Annotated in this window: 19 protein-coding genes and 1 other RNA gene; 10 read left to right on the plus strand and 10 right to left on the minus strand. The window is 55.8% G+C overall.

The window, feature by feature from the left end; translation table 11 throughout:
• Positions 1-105: 105 nt before the first annotated feature.
• From RAL91_RS01320 to RAL91_RS01335, 4 genes are all read right to left on the minus strand, one after another.
• Complete coding sequence (locus tag RAL91_RS01320; RefSeq protein ID WP_306259179.1) at positions 106-1,215, minus strand: NAD(P)/FAD-dependent oxidoreductase; 1,110 nt, start codon at positions 1,213-1,215, stop codon at positions 106-108.
• Positions 1,212-2,504 carry an HlyC/CorC family transporter gene (locus tag RAL91_RS01325; RefSeq protein WP_306259180.1) on the minus strand — a complete coding sequence of 431 codons (1,293 nt, stop codon included), beginning with the start codon at positions 2,502-2,504 and terminating at the stop codon, positions 1,212-1,214. The genes RAL91_RS01320 and RAL91_RS01325 overlap by 4 nt, the downstream gene beginning before the upstream one ends.
• A 135-nt stretch (positions 2,505-2,639) precedes the next feature.
• Entirely contained in the window at positions 2,640-3,773 is a 1,134-nt protein-coding gene (aroB, locus tag RAL91_RS01330) for a 3-dehydroquinate synthase (RefSeq protein ID WP_306259181.1), read from the minus strand.
• Positions 3,766-4,374, minus strand: coding sequence for a shikimate kinase (locus RAL91_RS01335; protein ID WP_306259182.1), 609 nt, complete (start codon positions 4,372-4,374; stop codon positions 3,766-3,768). Before RAL91_RS01335 ends, aroB begins: the two co-directional genes overlap by 8 nt.
• 148 nt (positions 4,375-4,522) lie before the next feature.
• Here RAL91_RS01335 and RAL91_RS01340 point away from each other — a divergent pair, with 148 nt between their 5' ends.
• From RAL91_RS01340 to RAL91_RS01350, 3 genes are all read left to right on the plus strand, one after another.
• Positions 4,523-4,663 carry a hypothetical protein gene (locus RAL91_RS01340; protein ID WP_306259183.1) on the plus strand — a complete coding sequence of 47 codons (141 nt, stop codon included), beginning with the start codon at positions 4,523-4,525 and terminating at the stop codon, positions 4,661-4,663.
• A 16-nt stretch (positions 4,664-4,679) separates the two neighbouring features.
• Positions 4,680-5,690 (plus strand): site-specific tyrosine recombinase XerD, encoded by a 1,011-nt coding sequence (locus RAL91_RS01345; protein ID WP_306259184.1) that lies wholly within the window; start codon positions 4,680-4,682, stop codon positions 5,688-5,690.
• 63 nt (positions 5,691-5,753) lie between these two features.
• Entirely contained in the window at positions 5,754-6,707 is a 954-nt protein-coding gene (locus RAL91_RS01350) for an acetyl-CoA carboxylase carboxyltransferase subunit alpha (RefSeq protein WP_306259185.1), read from the plus strand.
• 16 nt (positions 6,708-6,723) lie between these two features.
• Here the strand turns inward: RAL91_RS01350 and ruvC are convergent, their stop codons facing one another.
• From ruvC to ssrS, 5 genes are all read right to left on the minus strand, one after another.
• Positions 6,724-7,227 carry a crossover junction endodeoxyribonuclease RuvC gene (gene ruvC, locus RAL91_RS01355; protein WP_306259186.1) on the minus strand — a complete coding sequence of 168 codons (504 nt, stop codon included), beginning with the start codon at positions 7,225-7,227 and terminating at the stop codon, positions 6,724-6,726.
• 52 nt (positions 7,228-7,279) lie between these two features.
• The gene (locus RAL91_RS01360) at positions 7,280-8,029 is read right to left on the minus strand and encodes a YebC/PmpR family DNA-binding transcriptional regulator (RefSeq protein WP_306259187.1); all 750 of its coding nucleotides are present in this window, start codon (positions 8,027-8,029) and stop codon (positions 7,280-7,282) included.
• Positions 8,030-8,161: 132 nt separating this feature from the next.
• Positions 8,162-8,992 carry a TIGR00282 family metallophosphoesterase gene (locus tag RAL91_RS01365; protein WP_306259188.1) on the minus strand — a complete coding sequence of 277 codons (831 nt, stop codon included), beginning with the start codon at positions 8,990-8,992 and terminating at the stop codon, positions 8,162-8,164.
• On the minus strand, positions 8,989-9,606 hold the full coding sequence (locus tag RAL91_RS01370) for a 5-formyltetrahydrofolate cyclo-ligase (RefSeq protein ID WP_306259189.1): 618 nt from the start codon (positions 9,604-9,606) through the stop codon (positions 8,989-8,991). Before RAL91_RS01370 ends, RAL91_RS01365 begins: the two co-directional genes overlap by 4 nt.
• A 21-nt stretch (positions 9,607-9,627) precedes the next feature.
• Positions 9,628-9,788, minus strand: a non-coding RNA gene (gene ssrS, locus RAL91_RS01375) — 6S RNA.
• A 185-nt stretch (positions 9,789-9,973) separates the two neighbouring features.
• On the opposite strand from ssrS, the gene RAL91_RS01380 reads away from it, so the two are divergent.
• From RAL91_RS01380 to RAL91_RS01410, 7 genes are all read left to right on the plus strand, one after another.
• The gene (locus RAL91_RS01380) at positions 9,974-10,816 is read left to right on the plus strand and encodes a ComF family protein (protein ID WP_306259190.1); all 843 of its coding nucleotides are present in this window, start codon (positions 9,974-9,976) and stop codon (positions 10,814-10,816) included.
• Between the two features lie 108 nt (positions 10,817-10,924).
• A complete protein-coding gene (gene grxC / locus RAL91_RS01385; protein ID WP_306259191.1) occupies positions 10,925-11,185 on the plus strand; it encodes a glutaredoxin 3 in 261 nt (86 codons plus the stop codon).
• A gap of 11 nt (positions 11,186-11,196) precedes the next feature.
• Positions 11,197-12,105, plus strand: coding sequence for a carbon-nitrogen hydrolase family protein (locus RAL91_RS01390; protein ID WP_306259192.1), 909 nt, complete (start codon positions 11,197-11,199; stop codon positions 12,103-12,105).
• Positions 12,102-12,719 (plus strand): DUF1178 family protein, encoded by a 618-nt coding sequence (locus tag RAL91_RS01395; protein ID WP_306259193.1) that lies wholly within the window; start codon positions 12,102-12,104, stop codon positions 12,717-12,719. The genes RAL91_RS01390 and RAL91_RS01395 overlap by 4 nt, the downstream gene beginning before the upstream one ends.
• Positions 12,720-12,987: 268 nt before the next feature.
• A complete protein-coding gene (locus tag RAL91_RS01400) occupies positions 12,988-13,998 on the plus strand; it encodes a flagellar motor protein MotA (protein ID WP_306259194.1) in 1,011 nt (336 codons plus the stop codon).
• Between the two features lie 13 nt (positions 13,999-14,011).
• Positions 14,012-15,040: a peptidoglycan -binding protein gene (locus tag RAL91_RS01405; protein WP_306259195.1), complete on the plus strand. Its 1,029-nt coding sequence runs from the start codon at positions 14,012-14,014 to the stop codon at positions 15,038-15,040.
• Between the two features lies 1 nt (position 15,041).
• Entirely contained in the window at positions 15,042-15,497 is a 456-nt protein-coding gene (locus RAL91_RS01410) for a hypothetical protein (RefSeq protein WP_306259196.1), read from the plus strand.
• 9 nt (positions 15,498-15,506) lie between these two features.
• Here the strand turns inward: RAL91_RS01410 and RAL91_RS01415 are convergent, their stop codons facing one another.
• Complete coding sequence (locus RAL91_RS01415) at positions 15,507-17,345, minus strand: ABC transporter transmembrane domain-containing protein (RefSeq protein WP_306259197.1); 1,839 nt, start codon at positions 17,343-17,345, stop codon at positions 15,507-15,509.
• Positions 17,346-17,421 lie beyond the last annotated feature (76 nt).

Consider the following 17,421-nt stretch of genomic DNA (forward strand, 5'->3'; position numbering starts at 1 on the left):
CCTCTAAAAAGTTCCATAATGAACGTTATGCGCCACTGGGCATATTTTAAGTCCCTCAAAACAGACATGAAACTGTATGCTTACAAGCAAAAAGGTGCCGCACACCTAATCCGCCAGCTTCCCCGCAAACTCCTCAAACGATCCGCCACCACCCTTGCGGTGGAAATACAGCCTTTGCGCCAGCGCTCGCAGGGGCGGGGTGCCGATGAGCAAATTATACATCCAGTTTGGCGGGCCATAGCTCAGCGCGCTGCGGAGGGCGGATTTGATGCGGAAGCGCGGCAGATCACTATCGATGATTTGTTCCGGCGGCGGGCCTGCATTCAGCAGATGGTCGGCAATGGCGTGGGCGGAGCGGCGGCCGAATTCGAAGGAGAGTTTGATGCCGCCTGCTGTCAGCGGCGAGACAAGGCCGGCGGAATCCCCCATCAGCATCACACCATCAGTGGCGTAAGGGCGCACCAGCCCGCCGCAGGGGATGACGCCTGAACGACGTTCGACAATCTCGGCCTTTGAATATTTGAACCGCGCTTCCGTCTGGTCGATGAAGCGCTGCAGCGCAGGTTTGGCGTCGCCTTTGGTGGCGAGGCCAATCTGCGTTACTTTTGGCCCCGGCGCGGCCCAGGCGATGTAGCCCGGCGCGATGCTGGAGTCCAAAAAGCAGTGCAGAAAGCGCGGATCGAAACTGTCGAGGCCAGCATATTCCGCCTCGACCCCGATTAGAAATTTAGTGTTTTTGGCAAGGCCAAAAGCGTCTGCCACCTGGGATTTGGCCCCATCGCAGCCCAGCAGATAGCGCGCTGTGATCGCTGGCTGCTCCAGATGCACCAGACCGCCCTCATAGCGCCCTGTCGTAAAGCGGGTATCGCAGAGGATTTTAACGCCAGCACGAATGGCCTCATCTGCCAGCCAGCGCATCAAGGCCGCGGTATCGGTGGTCAGGAACGCGTAGCCAGGGGCAAACAAATCCATATGTTTGGTAGAGGGGGCATAGAGCCGTATGCCATGCACGCGCCGCGTCACAGTATGTGGAATATCCACCGTTTCGGCCGCTTCGCGCACCACAATTCCGGTGGTGTGAATGCGCGCACCCGGGTCCTTCTTGGCTTCAATCACCACCACTTTCAGCCCGCGCAAAGCGGCTGAGCGGGCAGCTGTCAGCCCGGCAAAACTGGCACCCACAATGGCCAGATCATAATCGGCGACCACACTCATGAAGCAGCTTTCAGGGCCCCGGCATCTTTGGAGAGCGGGGTTATTCTAAGCGAGGTAATGCGGTTTCTTTGCCGGCGTAATATACGGAAACGAAAGCCGTAAAACGTAAAGGCCTGCCCCGGTTCCGGAATGGTTTGCACCGCATGAATGACAAGACCGGCAATGGTCGTTGCCTCTTCATCCGGCAGCGACCAGTCCATGGCGCGGTTCAAATCGCGCACCGGCACCGTGCCTTCCACATTCACCGAACCATCGGGTTGCGGAACCACACCCTGAATCTCCAAATCATGCTCGTCGGCAATTTCCCCGACAATTTCCTCCAGAATATCTTCCAGCGTTACCAGACCCTGCACTTCGCCATACTCATCCACCACCAGTGCAAAATGCACCTTGCGTTTCAAAAAGGCGTTGAGCTGTGCCTTGAGGCTGGTCGTATCCGGTACAAACCAGGGTTTTGTGGCAATCTCGGTGATGTCCAGCTTTTCCACATTACCACTTTGCGCCTGCAGCGAGCGCAGCAGATCCTTGGCATGCAGCACGCCGACAATATTATCCGGATCACCGCGCCAGATGGGAATGCGCGTATAGGGGCTGGCCAGCGCCATATCCACCAAAGCGGATGGGCTTTCATCCGCGTTCAGCACCATCATGCCGGTGCGGTGAACCATGATGTCGGAGACTTCCAGCTCATTCAGATCCAGCAGACCACCAATACGGTCGCGATCATCCTTCACCAGACCACCTTCTGAATGCTGCAGATCAACGGTGCCACGCAGTTCTTCATGGGCGGACAGAATATCCTGATCGCCGATATTGGCGCCAAATCTGTTGAGAACCAGTTTCACAAACGCTTCAATGGCAATCACCACCGGGCTGAAGACAGCAACGATAACGCGAACAACCGGAGAAACCGTCAGCGCAAAGCGGTCAGGGTTGGAAATCGCCAGCGTCTTGGGCATGACCTCGGCAAACACCAGCACAACGGCTGTCATGACCAGGGTGGCATAGACCACACCGGTGTCGCCAAACAGGGTGATGAACAGGCTGGTTGCCAGAGCCGAGGCCAGAATATTGACCAGATTATTGCCCAGCAGCAACGCCCCGATCAGCCGTTCACGTGTCTGAATCAAGCGTTGAACAATCGCGGCTCGTTCATCGCCGGCTTTTTCAAAAGCGTGCATCCGCGCCCGCGAAGCAGCGGTCAACGCCGTTTCAGAGCCTGAAAAGAACGCCGAGACAATGATCAGCACCATGATGGCAAGGATCGTCAACCAAAGGGCAGAGGTCATAGGGGTTCGGGTCTCCAGTAAAAAAACATGTGGCAAGAAATTGTGTCGCAAGAAAGCATGCGAGTATCAGACATATAGAGCGTATTCGGTGCATATAGAAGGTGTTCCGCCATCGGTGGTTACCACCATGCAGAATTAGCCATCAAGCGTTTGGCGCAGAAAATCCTCAACGGCGCTGGGTGGCACGTCATTGGAGACAAATGCTTCGCCAATGCCGCGTGTCAGAATAAAGGTCAAAGCGCCTCTTTGGACCTTCTTGTCCTGACCAATAAAGCGCAGCAGGGTTGGTGCATCCAATTTGTCGCCGGCAATTTCAGCCACCGATGTCGGCAGGCCAACGGCCTTCAGATGCGCCACCACCCGGGCGCCATCATCAGGCGAGCACAAATTCATATAGGCTGAAAATTGATGGGCCAGCACCATGCCGATCGCCACACCTTCACCGTGAACCAACCGGTTCGAATAGCCGGTGGCGCCTTCCAGCGCATGGCCGAATGTATGGCCAAGATTGAGCAAAGCACGTTTGCCATGTTCCTGCTCATCTTCACTGACAATGCGCGCTTTGGCGCGGCAGGAACTGGCAATGGCATGAATGCGGGCTGACACATCGCCTTCTGTGAGCATCGCCGCATGATTCTGCTCCAGCCAGACAAAGAAATCTGGGTCATCAATCAGCCCGTATTTGGCCACTTCCGCATAGCCTGCCCGCAATTCGCGCGGCGACAATGTGTTCAGCGTGTCTGTATCGGCCAGCACCAGACCGGGCTGATAAAACGCTCCGATCAGATTCTTGCCATGGGCAGAATTGATACCGGTCTTGCCACCAACCGAACTGTCGACCTGCGCCAAAAGTGATGTCGGCACCTGAACAAAGCCGATGCCCCGGCGCACGGACGCGGCCACATAGCCCGTCAGATCACCAACAACGCCGCCACCAAGCGCAATCAGCACATCGCCGCGTTCCAGCCTTTCGCCCACCACATCTTCCACCAGCGCTTCAAACACAGTCAGGCATTTGGAAGCTTCACCGGCTGCAATTTCAAAAAATACCGGCTCAATTCCAGCCTGTTTCAAGCTGGCTTCAACCCGGGCGCGATAAAGCGGCGCAACAGTGCTGTCAGACACAATGCCGGCCCGCACAGCCCCATAACGCGCCACAATCTCATTGCCCAGATTGTCCATAAGCCGGGACCCAATGAGAATATCATAAGAGCGCGCACCCAGTTCCACCCGCACCTGTGTCGGGTCCGTCTCAACAAATTCACTCATGTTTTGTCCCCATGGCCTGTTTGCCATCATCGGCCATATAGGCATTCAAAGCGGCCAGAATATCATCCACAACAACCTCATGGGGCACATCGCGGGAGGTGATGGTAATATCAGCCAGCGCATAGACCGGGTTGCGTTCCTCCAGCAAATCCGCCAGCACCTTTTCAGGGTTGGGCTGCTGCAACAGGGGCCGCGTTGGCTTGCGTTTGACCCGCCCGATCAGAACCGACAATTCCGCATTCAGCCAGATGGAGATGCCTTTGTCGGCAATGTCCGACCGGGTCTCATCATTCATGAAAGCCCCGCCGCCAGTGGCCAGAACCTGCGGCCCTTCGGCCAGAAGGCGCTGAATGACCCGCTTTTCACCATCGCGGAAATGGGCTTCACCATAGGTCTCGAAAATTTCCACTATGCTGCGATTCGCCGCTTCCTCAATCTGTTTGTCTGCATCAACAAAGGGCAAATCCAGTGCGTTCGCCAGGCGGCGGCCAACGCTGCTTTTGCCAACGCCCATCATGCCCACCAGGACCAGACTTCTGGACCCCAAAAACTGTTTCAGTTGAGCGCGATCCGCAAAGGTTTGGTACTGTGAAACGGCCATGTCAGGCAAACATCCGAATATAAAAATTGCACGCGGATCGGTGCTTGCGCTTGCCAAACCCGCTTTGGGTGATGAATAAACCTGTTTATCAGATCAACGCAACGCCGTTTGCGGCAAATATCTGAAGTTTTGGGAGCCGAACCAGCCTATGCGAAGCCTGATTATCCTGTTGATTTGTGTCGGCCTCATTGGGGCAGCAGGTTATGGCACGCTGTTCTATCTGGCCAATCTGGAACCGCGCACACGGGTTATCGAAGAACCGGTTGACCCCGACCTGCTGAACCGTTGACCCTGCGCCCGTGTCGATGCAGACAGATCCCGTTCTGATCGATTTCTTCCTGGAGATGATGGTTGGAGAGCGCAACGCTGCCGACAATACAATTCAATCCTATCGGCGCGATCTGGAAAATGCAGCCTCACAGCTGCGGCGCAAGAAGCGGACCCTGGGCAGCGCCCGTATCGAAGATGTCGAACACTATCTGGAAAGCCTGTCGCTGGACGGCTTGGCCGCAACCACTATTGCCAGACATTTATCTGCGCTGAAGCAGTTTTTCCGCTTTCTCAACACCGAAAGCCTGAGGGAAGATAATCCGACACTTAACATCGAGACACCCAAAACCCGAAAGCCGCTCCCAAAAACCCTGGAAGGGTTCGAAGTGGATCGCATGCTGTCCACTGCCCTTGCTGAGGCGCAACATGCCGATGAAGCCGCACAGAGCGATCCAAAGGCTGCAGGAAAACCACCACGCCGCGATGCACCGCTCCTGGCCTGGCGGCTCTATGCGCAATTGGAAGTGCTCTATGCCACCGGGCTGCGCGTTTCCGAACTGGTGTCCCTGCCCAAAACCGCAGCCAATACCAAAGGCCCTTTCATAATGGTGCGTGGCAAGGGCAACAAGGAACGGCTTGTGCCGCTCACACCCCAGGCCAAAACGTCCATGGAAACCTATCTGCAAAGGCTGGCTGCCTATCAAAAGACCATGGGGCGCGAGAGCAAAAGCCCGTATCTGTTTCCTGCCGGCAGCAAGACCGGGCATATGACCCGGCAGAACTTTGCAGTGGATTTGAAACAGCTGGCACAAAGAGCCGGGATCAAAAACACGGTTTCCCCGCACATCATGCGCCACGCCTTTGCCAGCCATCTGCTGCAGAACGGGGCTGATCTGCGCGCCCTGCAAACCCTTCTGGGCCACAGCGATATTTCGACCACGCAAATCTATACCCATATACAGACCGATCATCTGCGCGAAACGCTGGAAGCCCTGCATCCTTTGTCAAAACAAGGCAGACAAACTGACCCGGACGCGGAAAATTAAACGACTTTGCTTGCAATGCACAACAGCCGATGAAATAAGCTGAAGGTAACAATTGAGGCACTGATGTACAGCTATCTGGAATTTGAAAAGCCCGTCGCGGACCTGGAAGGTAAAATCCAGGAATTGCGCGCAATGTCATCTGAAGAAGACGGCGTCGGCACTAGCGATGAAGTGTCACGGCTTGAAAAACGGGCCTCTGATGCTCTGCGGGAAATCTACGCCAATCTGACCCCATGGCAGAAGACCCAGGTTGCGCGTCATCCCGACCGGCCCCATTGCCTGCAATACGTCTCCAAATTGATTGAAGACTTCACCCCTTTGGCGGGCGACCGCTCCTTTGGCGAAGATCACGCCATCATTGCCGGTCTTGGCCGCTTCAACGGCGAAGCTGTTGCCATTATCGGTCAGGAAAAGGGCGAAGATACGCAGGACCGCATCAAACGCAATTTCGGCATGGCTCGTCCCGAAGGCTACCGCAAGGCTGTCCGGATTGTAGAAATGGCAGATCGTTTTGGCCTGCCCATTATCTCTCTGGTGGACACAGCCGGTGCCTATCCCGGTATTGGCGCGGAAGAGCGCGGACAGGCCGAAGCCATTGCCCGCTCTACAGATGCCTTTCTCGGCGTCGGCGTTCCCACTGTGTCAGTAATTATCGGCGAAGGCGGCTCCGGCGGAGCCATTGCCATTGCCGCAGCCAACAAGGTTTTCATGCTGGAACACGCCATTTACAGCGTGATTTCCCCGGAAGGCGCAGCGTCGATCCTGTGGCGTGATTCCGCACGGGCCAAAGAAGCCGCGACAGCCATGAAAATCACCGCTCAGGACCTCCTGAGATTTGGTGTGATCGAAGGCATTATCAAAGAACCCATGGGCGGCGCTCACCGGGCCGTCGATGATGTCATCAACATGACAGGCCAGCGGATTGACGCCGCCATGCAAGAAATGGCCGGCCAGGACGCAGCCTCTCTGCGCCATGCCCGCCGCGAAAAATTTCTTGAAATTGGACGCTCTCTATAAGAGCACCGAACCCGCCTCAAGCAGCCGGAATGCGGGACATGGCGCCACGGTGATGGGCATGGCAGATGGCGATGGCCAGCGCGTCAGCTGCATCATCTGAGTCAAACACCGCCTTCGGCAGCAAAATTTTCACCATCATGCGGATTTGGCCCTTGTCACCATGGCCAGCACCGACGACGGTTTTCTTCACCTGATTGGGCGCATATTCGGCAACATTCAACCCAGCCAGCGCGGGAACCACCATGGCAATTCCCCTAGCCTGTCCCAGCTTCAGGGTCGATTTGGGATCCTTGTTGACAAAGGTTGCCTCCACGGCAGCTTCGTCCGGCTTATGTGAGCTGAGAATACCGTCGAGCCCGCGATAGAGCTGTTCCAGCCGCACGGCCAAATCCGCCTTGTCGGCAGATTTGATTGTCCCGGAAGCGATAAACCGCAGCGAACTGCCCTCGCTCTCAATCACGCCCCACCCTGTGCGGCGCAGCCCCGGGTCAATGCCAATAATACGAACACAATGGGTCAAGCTGTTGCCTTTGGCATCAAATGGCAGGTGTTAAAAGTTCGCAACGGTCCGTTTATTCAGCCGCCAGTTTTTCCATGATTTCATCGTCAATTTCGAAATTGGAATAAACATTCTGCACGTCATCATCATCTTCCAGAATGTTGATGAGCTTCATCAAAGTCCCGGCCTTGTCTTCCTCAACCGGAGTGCCGGTTTGCGGCTTGAAGGTTGGATTGACCGAAGCGCCTTCGCCAAGTGCGGTTTCAAGAGCGGTGGACACTTCGTTGATGTCTTCAAAGCCGCACAAAATTGTATGGCCATCCTCATCTGATTGCACATCTTCGGCACCCGCCTCAATGGCAGCGTCCATCACGGCATCAGCATCACCAGCCTCGACCGGAAATATGATCTCGCCAACCCGGTCAAACATGAAGCCGACCGAGCCTGTTTCACCCAGTGATCCGCCGAATTTGGTAAAGGCTGCACGCACATTACTGGCTGTTCGGTTGCGATTATCGGTCAGCGCTTCCACGATGATTGCAACACCGCCGGGGCCATACCCCTCATAGCGAATCTCATCATAGGTTTCCGCGTCGCCGCCTTCCGCCTTTTTGATGGCCCGCTCGATATTATCTTTCGGCATGGACAGCGCTTTGGCGTTTTGAATGGCCAGGCGCAGGCGTGGATTGCCATCCGGATCGCCACCGCCCATTTTAGCCGCAACCGTGACTTCCTTGGATAATTTGGAGAAGGCCTTGGAGCGTTTTTTATCCTGCGCACCCTTGCGGTGCATGATGTTCTTGAATTTGGAATGGCCTGCCATGAGATTACCTGAATGGGATTATCTGGTTGGAACGAGGGTTTGAACTCAAATCAGAGATCAAACTGTTGCGAGGCTTATAAACTTGCTTGTGCGGAAAATCCAGCACCGCTACCGCTTGATCCGCTTCTTGCATCAATCCTGCTCAACCCAGAATGATGGAATATGCTCCTGCAAACGCCCGCCAAGCCGCACGGGCTCGATCTTCTGCGCAAGCCCCGTATCATCATCCACCAGCACGGCAACACCGCTCAGGGTCGCCTCACCCAATGCAGGCTGAAACCGCCCGGTGGAAATTGCGTTCGTCATGCGCTGCAGTGGTTCAGCATGATCCATACCAATGATGGAGTTATAATCGCCACTCATGCCCGCATCGGTCATGAAGCCCGTGCCACCGTCCAGAATCTGATGATCCGCCGTCGGCGCGTGGGTGTGGGTGCCAACCACCAGCGAGGCCTGACCATCTACAAAATGGCCCATAATCTGTTTTTCACTGGTGGCTTCAGCGTGAAAATCAATCAACACGGCATCGGAAACCTTGCCCAACGGTGCTGCATCCAGCTCACGCTGAACCGCTTGAAACGGGTCATCCAGCGGGTTCATGAAGACCCGCCCCATGGCATTCATCACCAGCACCTGCGCCCCGTTTCGTGCAGTGAACAGCCCGGCGCCCTTGCCGGGCGTGCCAATTGGATAATTCAGTGGTCGCAGAAAATTGTCATAGCGGGCGCAAAACACCAGTGCTTCGCGCTGATCCCAGACATGATTGCCGGTTGTAACCACATCGGCTCCCGCATCGATCAGATCAATGAAAATCTCTTCGGAAATGCCAAATCCGCCAGCAGCGTTCTCACCATTGACGACCACAAAATCCAGCGCGTAGTCAGAAACCAGATCCGGCAGTCGTTCCTGCACAATTGTGCGGCCAGCGCGGCCCACGACATCTCCTACGAATAGAAGCCTCATGCGTTCACATCCATCGCGTTCATAATTCCATTTTCTGTAACAATTGCCGCCAGCGGCATATCATGCGGTTCAGCTGGCACCTGCGGCACATTTTGCGCGGCAAAGCCGATCCCGATGGTGATGGGTGTCAGAGACTTTTGCAGCAAGCGCTCTATCGCTCGATCGTAATGACCGGCTCCATAACCGATGCGCGCGCCTTTTGTATCAAATCCTGCAAGCGGCATCAGCAAGAGTGTCGGATCAACAGTTTCAGCGTCTGCCGCTGGCCCTGTTGTTCCAAAGCCGGCAGACTGCAAAACATCGCCGGATCGAAAACGTCGGAATACAATTTCAGTTTTGCTCAAAACCACGGGCAATGAAATCAGGGCTCCAGCGCTTTCGAGTTGCGGTATCAAATCTGATAAATCAACTTCGGAGCGGATCGGAAGATAGGCCGAAATCTCAAGCCCCTTCATCTCAACGCCCTTTAACAGCGCGTGATTTGAAAAAAAATCCATCACATGACGGCAGATCTGCCGCGATGCCTTTTCACGAAATTCTGGTGACAGGGCGTTGCGCCGATCCAGACACATGGCGCGCATGGCGGATTTATCGAGAGCCTGAGAATTGTCCAAGAAGTCCGTCCATGGGTAACAAGCGAAGCCGCGGCGACCGTGATGCGGTGAACAATCCTGAGAACCTACTTTGTAGGTGGGCACCGTGTGGCCCGGCCCACGAGCCAGGTCAGGAACAGCTCCCGTTTGGATTGATAAGGCCCCAGGGATAAGTCGTGCAATCACGAGAAGCGCAGCTTCCTGACCTATATAGGATGGAAGGCGGGCAAGATAAAGCCCGCCCGGCCCTGAGGGCGTAAATAAGCTCTGGTGATCGAATCTGGAGACTGGCTTTGGGTGCCGCTCTTTGGGTCAGTGGCTTTGGGTGACTGGCTTTTCGGCAATATCAATCCTAAACTCCGGGCGCTACATAACGCGATCACGGAAAATGAACCCGATACCAGATCTGATCAGCCGTTCCCTGCCCGCAACTCTGTCCCGAATTGCCAGATTTACGGGCCGCTTTGCGCTGGATCTTGCCATTCCACCGGCCTGCCTGTCCTGCGACGAAACGGTGCTGGAGCCCGGGGCATTGTGCCCGTCCTGCTGGAACCAGTTGCGGTTCATAGCCAAACCCTGTTGTGCGGTGCTGGGCACGCCTTTTTCATATGATCTGGGACCGGGGATTGTCAGCGCCCAGGCCATCGCCAGCCCGCCACCCTATGAAATGGCCCGTGCCGCGGTTCTTTATGATGAAATCGCCCGCAAGCTGGTTGCCAGGTTGAAATACGAAGACCGACCGGACCTTGCCTCGGTCCTGGGCCGATGGATGGTCCGCGCTGCACGGGAGGCAGATGCTGACTTTCTGTCCGGCAACCCGATCATTGTTCCGGTTCCGCTGCACCGCTGGCGTTTGCTGCGTCGACGCTACAATCAGGCAGCCTTGCTGGCGCGAGATGTCTCAAACCGGCTGCAACTGGACTTTCAGCCATTGGCACTTGACCGCATCCGCAAAACAGAGCGGCAGGTTGGATTGTCCCGCAACGAACGCGCCAATAATGTGCGCGGCGCTTTTCGGGCAACGCCCACAGGCGCCATGCAGATGTCCGGGCGCACAATTCTGCTGATTGACGATGTCCTGACCACCGGCGCCACTGTGGAAGCGGCCACGCGCGCCTGCCTGCGCGCAGGGGCTGCACATGTACGGGTTCTGACATTCGCACTTGTGTCCGATCCAATAGGATCGGAAGCGGAAGGTCTGTTGTCGGATACAGACCCGATTGATCTCTGAGGTTTCGATGCCTACCTGTTGCAACACGGCTTGTGAAAAAGACCGGTGCGCGCCTATATACCAGTGTACGCCAGAACATAAGCCACCCTGCAGCACAAAAGGACTGCCATGACGAATGTGACCATCTATACCCGCGCCATGTGCGGTTATTGCTCTGCCGCCAAATCCCTGCTGGATCGCAAGAGCGTTGCCTATAAGGAGCATGATGCGACCTTTGATCAGGCCTTGCGCAGGGAAATGATGCAGCGTGCCAATGGCGCCTCCACTTTTCCGCAGATTTTCATTGGGGACATCCATGTTGGTGGCTTCGATCAGATCAACGCGCTGGAACGTGCTGGAAAACTTGATCAACTTCTGAACGCTGCATAAGGGTGAAAACCGTGTCGCAGAACAGCTTCAAGGCAGCCTGCATTCAGATGAACTCCGGAACATCTGTTTCAGACAATATGGCAGCAGCCACAGAGTTGATACGCGCGGCTGCGGCCCGGGGTGCGCATTACATCCAGACACCGGAAATGACGACAATTGTGCAGCAGAAACGCTCTGCACTGCTAGAGGCCATTGCACCTGAACAGAACAATCCATCTGTAACTGCATTTGCCAAACTGGCTGGCGAATTGAAAATCTGGCTCCACATCGGTTCCATGGCGGTAGCCCTGCCGAAATCCGATGGCGGGCCAACCATTGCCAACCGGGCCTTCCTGTTTCAGCCCGATGGCAATATTGCTGCCAGCTATGACAAAATCCATATGTTCGATGTGGATCTCGACAGTGGCGAAAGCTGGCGTGAATCCAGGGCTTATCGCGCCGGTAGCGAGGCGGTTCTTGTAGAGATCACATCGATTCCGGGCCAGATGCGGGATCAAATACAAGTTCAGACATCGGTCAAACTCGGCCTTTCGATCTGTTATGATCTGCGTTTTGCAGCGCTGTTTCGCACTTACGCACAGGCCGGTGCGATTGTGCTTGGAGCCCCGTCAGCCTTTACCCGGCAAACAGGCGCGGCCCATTGGCGTGTGCTACAGCGCGCGCGCGCCATTGAAAACGGTGCGTTTATGATATCGGCCGCACAGGTCGGCACACATCAGGATGGCCGCGAAACCTACGGCCATTCCGTAATCATAGACCCCTGGGGCACCGTTCTGGCAGAAGCTGATGGTGAAAACCCTGGCTTCATTACAGCCGATATTGACCCTGATCTGGCAAAAGCTGCGCGCCGCAAAATCCCGGCTTTGACCAATGATCAGCCTGCTATACTGCGCCTGACAACACAAAGCGCTGCGGCATGATCCGTTTTTCACTCCAATGCAGCGATACCCACCGCTTTGACGGATGGTTCCGGTCGGGCGATGATTTTCTGACACAACAGAAGCGCGGCTTGCTGGCCTGTCCCGAATGCGGATCGACCAGCGTTGAAAAAGCTCTGATGACGCCGTCCGTTCCCAAGAAGTCCAACCAGACGATGGAGGGCATGGTCGAGCAAGCTGACAGCGAGCTACAAGCAAGCGCTGCACCAGCAGCGCAGCCGGCACCCGGATCAGCTCCAAAATCAGCGCGCGAATCGGCATCAGAAGTGACCCCTGCGCCCTCGCAGAACGCGCCTCAATCGCTTCAGTCGCCCCAAGCGCTCCAATCGCAATCGACGCCACCCAATCCGCTCGCCAACCTGCCGCCTGAATTAAGGGAGAAGGTCATGACCGCCGTCAAGGAATGGCGCGACTCCGTAATTGCAAATTCAGAACATGTCGGCCCGCGCTTTGCAGACGAGGCCCGCAAAATCCACTTCAACGAAGCCGATGAACGCCCCATCTATGGGGAAGCCTCTGCCGATGAAGTGCAGGAATTGCTGGAAGATGGCATCCCTTGCGCGCCCTTGCCGGTTCTGCCAGAGGACCACAATTAGGTGACGCCGCCGGAAGCGCCTCGGATATCAGCGCCCCACAATTAAGAATCATTCGCATTTAGTGCTATTTTGACCATTTATCCGGCCAAAAACAGGACAATTTCGAAATCTGCTTTTGCTTGGCCACAAATTCGCGCTATTCCTTGTGGATTGACAAAATTCGTCCAATGCAAGATTCGCAAATCCCGGCCTGGTTAAGGGTCGATCCGGCCAGGGCGAACAGAACAGACTGGTGGCTGGGCAGTGTCTGACGGAGTACGATCTATTTATGGCGCGTGACTACGATCCTTATCGGCTTTCATCGCCGCAGGTATTTCTTTGGCGTATGATCATATTTCTGATCATCGTTGGTTTTATTGCCTTGGTCCTCTATCAACAGATCATCACTGCTTTTGTCAGCAATCCCGGGCTGAACGGGCTCATCCTTGCGGTTCTCATTATCGGTATTCTTCTGTCGTTGCGGCAGGTCCTGTTGCTGTTTCGCGAAGTGCAATGGGTCAACGGATTCCGGCGATCCGATCCCAACATTGAATATGCAAGGCCCCCCATTTTATTGGCGCCAATGGCTGCCATGCTGGGAGACCGTCTGGGTGCGATGGCTATCAGCCAGCAAACCATGCGGTCAGTGCTGGAATCGATTGGCGTTCGGCTCGACGAATCGCGCGAGATTTTACGATATCTCACAGGTCTTCTTGTGTTCCTTGGTCTGCTTGGTACCTTTTGGGGCCTGCTGCGCACCGTTGGCTCGGTTGGCGATACAATTCAGTCGCTGAATGTAGGCTCGGGTGACGCAGGCGTTATTTTTGAAGATCTGAAAACCGGCCTGGAAGCGCCGCTGTCCGGCATGGGCACGGCCTTTTCATCATCCCTGTTCGGTCTGGCTGGGTCCCTTATTCTGGGCTTTCTGGATTTGCAGGCGGGTCAGGCGCAAACCCGCTTTTACACCGATCTGGAAGATTGGTTGTCAACGGTCGCCGAACTTGAAGATTCAATTGGTGAAGGCGAAGGCACCAATTCTCTGGTGCTGGATGATTTGCGCCTTGCAATCGACAAGCTGAGCCGGTCCATGGCTCAAAATAACAGCAGCGGTAACGCGGCTCAGCCGACGAGCGTGGCAATGGCAAGTCTGGCCGAGGGAATTCAGGGTCTGGTGCAGCACATGCGATCTGAACAGCAGGTGGTGCGCAGTTGGGTGGAGTCCCAGTCTGAACAACAAAATCAGGTCAAGCGTCTGCTCGAGGCACTTGTACAACGAGACCGCAATACAGGCGGCAATTAGGGTTTAAACCAGAATGGCGCTGGCACGAGCAAGACGGCGGGAAACGCGCGGAGATTATTGGCCAGGCTTTGTCGATGCCATGGCCTCGCTTTTGCTCGTCATGATTTTCCTGCTGTCGCTGTTCATGCTGGCACAGTTTTTCCTCAGTCAGGAAATTTCGGGCCGTGATACGTTGCTCAGCCGCCTGCAGTCCCAGATTTCCGAACTGACCGAATTGCTGGCACTGGAACGCACGGGCCAGAATGATCTGCGGCAAAGCCTGTCTTTGATGGAATCCAACCTGTCGGAGGCGGAAGAGGAACGGCGACGTTTGCAGCAATTGCTCAGCAGCCAGTCCGGGGCAACCGCTGAACGGGATTCAGCACTGGATCAGGCCACTGCGGATCTGAATGAGGAACGCAGGCTCAGCGCCCGGGCTCGGTCTCAGGTCGATCTTTTGAACCAGCAGCTTGCAGCCCTACGCCGCCAGATTGCCTCTTTGGAAACGGCCCTCGATGCCTCTGAGGATCGCGACCGGGAAAGCCAGACAAGAATCGCCGATCTTGGCAGCCGCCTGAATGTCGCTCTGGCCCAACGGGTGCAGGAATTGTCGCGTTATCGGTCCGACTTTTTTGGCCGCCTGCGCGAAATTCTCAGCGACCGGTCTGATATCCGCGTCGTTGGTGACCGGTTTGTATTCCAGTCAGAAGTTCTGTTTGCCTCTGGTGCCAATGAATTGTCACCTGTAGGTGTGGAAGAAATGCGCAAACTGGCCGATGCCATTATCCAGTTGAGCGCTCAGATTCCCGATGAGATCAACTGGGTCCTCCGGGTTGATGGCCATACCGATGCAAGACCGGTCAGCGGCGAGCGCTTTGACAGCAACTGGGAGCTTTCATCGGCCCGGTCTATTTCGGTCGTTGAATTTCTGGCGTCGCAAGGTGTCCCGCCCAACAGATTGCTGGCCGCCGGTTTTGGCGAGTTCCAGCCTATCGATCCCGGCGATTCGCCGGAGGCATTGGCACGAAACCGACGTATTGAGCTGAAACTGACGGAGCGCTGATGTGTCTCAGTTACCCGTGTCACACGATGCCGGGCGCAAGGCCGGACCGGTCATTCTTCGCTTTGCTCTGCTGCTTGCCGTTTTAAGCCCTGCCATATTATTCGGCACGGCCACCTATGTGCTCTATCAGGCTGAGAAGGTGGCCCATGGAAAACCCTTCTGCGTGCAATATGCAAATCAGACAGGCGGAGGGCGCTACACGCCAGTCCGGTCTTTATGGCAGCTTACCTTCGTTGCCATGCATGCACGCTATCTTGGTCTTGGGGGATCGGATTCAGATCAATTCTCGCTGCCCGGCGTTCTTGTAATAGATCAGGCAGAGCGCGCAGATTTGTGGCGTTGGTCCTGGAGCAGTCTTGGCTGGCACAAGCTCACTGAGGGTATCCGGCAGGGCCTGCGTCTTGAACCCGTCTGTACGCCACATGTCAATTACGGCGACGATCTGCCGGTTGTCTGAAATCAGACCCTATTCCGCAGCCGTACGAACCTGAAATTGTAAATCCGCAAGACGCGCATACAGCCCGCCCTGCTTTTGCAGAGATTGATGCGTGCCGCTTTCCACAATACGTCCCGCTTCCATAACCAGAATGCGGTCAGCTTTCAGAATTGTGGCCAACCGATGCGCGATGACCAGCGTTGTGCGGCCTTCCATCAACTGCTCCAGCGCATGCTGAACCAGTGTTTCGCTCTCCGCATCCAGTGAACTGGTGGCCTCATCCAGCAACAGCACAGGGGCGTCTTTCAGGATAGCGCGAGCAATCGCAATGCGCTGGCGCTGGCCGCCCGACAGGGTAATGCCGCGCTCACCCACGACCGAATCATAACCGCCAGCCATCTTGATGATAAATTCATCGGCCCGTGCAGCTTTGGCCGCAGCTTCAATGTCATCCCGTCCGGCCTGCGGGTTGCCAAGGCCAATATTCTCGGCAATGGAAGCGCCAAATATCACGGTTTCCTGCGGGACAATCGACAGATGTTTCCGCAACTCCTCCGGTTCAAGCCTTCGGATTTCCGTTCCATCCAGCAATACCGCGCCACCGGTCGTATCGTAAGCCCGGGTCAGCAGGGAAAACAGGGTCGACTTGCCTGCACCGGACGGTCCGACAAGCGCAACCGTTTCGCCCGGAGCAATATCAATCGTGACATTGTGCAAAATCGGCGCATTTGGCACACCGGGATAGGAAAAAGAGACATCCTGAAAAGATACAGCGCCCGTTATCTTGTCCAAAGTGGCGGGATTGGCAGGTGCTGCAATAACCCGGTCAATGGCCAACAATTCTCCGAGGCGCTCAGCCGCACCGGCCGCCTGAGCCACCTCGCCCCATACCTGGGACAGAGCCCCCAAAGAACCGGCTGCAAACACTGAATACAGCACGAATTGCGACAAGGACCCTGGCGAGATGTTGCCAGCCAGCATATCGAGCGAGCCATACCACAACACTGCAACCACACTGGCAAACACCGTAAAGATTGCAAATGCTGTCAATGCGGCGCGCGCGCCGACAGCTGCGCGGGCGGCGTCAAACGCCTCGTCAACAGCACCGGCAAAGCGCGCTGAAGCGCTTTTTTCAGCGGTAAAATTCTGCAACGTACGCACCGCGCCAATGGCTTCAGAGGCATAGGCAGTTGCATCGGCCAGTGTATCCTGCGCCGCACGGGACCGTTTGCGCACGTTCCGCCCGAAAGCCACCATTGGCAGCACGACCAACGGGATAGCAGCCAGCACCAGAAGAGACAGTTTCGGGCTGGTAATGACCATCATCACAACCGCGCCGATAAACAAAAACAGATTGCGCAGGGCGATGGATATGCTCGATCCCACGACAGATTTGATCTGCGTCGTGTCAGCGGTCAGCCGTGAAATAATTTCCCCGGATTTGGCCCCATCAAAGAACGCTGCGTGCAAACGCATGACATGGGCAAACACGTCGCGCCTGATATCGCTGACAACCCGTTCGCCAAGCCAGGACACGAAGTAGAAGCGGGCAGCACTGGCAGCAGCCAGAAATCCGACCAGAACAACCAACATTGCGAAATACTGATCAATCAAGGTGTTGTTTTCCGGGTCAAACCCGAAATCGATCATGCGCCGCACAGCCATGGGAACCGCCAGCGTCGCGGCGGCGGCAGCCGTCAGGGCCACTACAGCCATGGCCACACGCTTGCGATAGGTTTTCAGATAAGGCCAAACCATAGCAAGAGAGCCGACCCGGCCCTTGGCCTCAGCCTGTAGTTCAAGCGTCTTGGTGGTCCCAGCCGGGACCTCTGCCCCTTGGGCAATTGTAGGTGTTGTCTGATCGTTCATCGCGGCTCATTCAACAGGTGAAATAGGTAACGCCTTTTCCAACGAATGGCAGTCAATGGCAAGCACAACCCACTTG

Source organism: Pararhizobium sp. IMCC21322, assembly GCF_030758295.1.
Classification (GTDB): Bacteria; Pseudomonadota; Alphaproteobacteria; order Rhizobiales.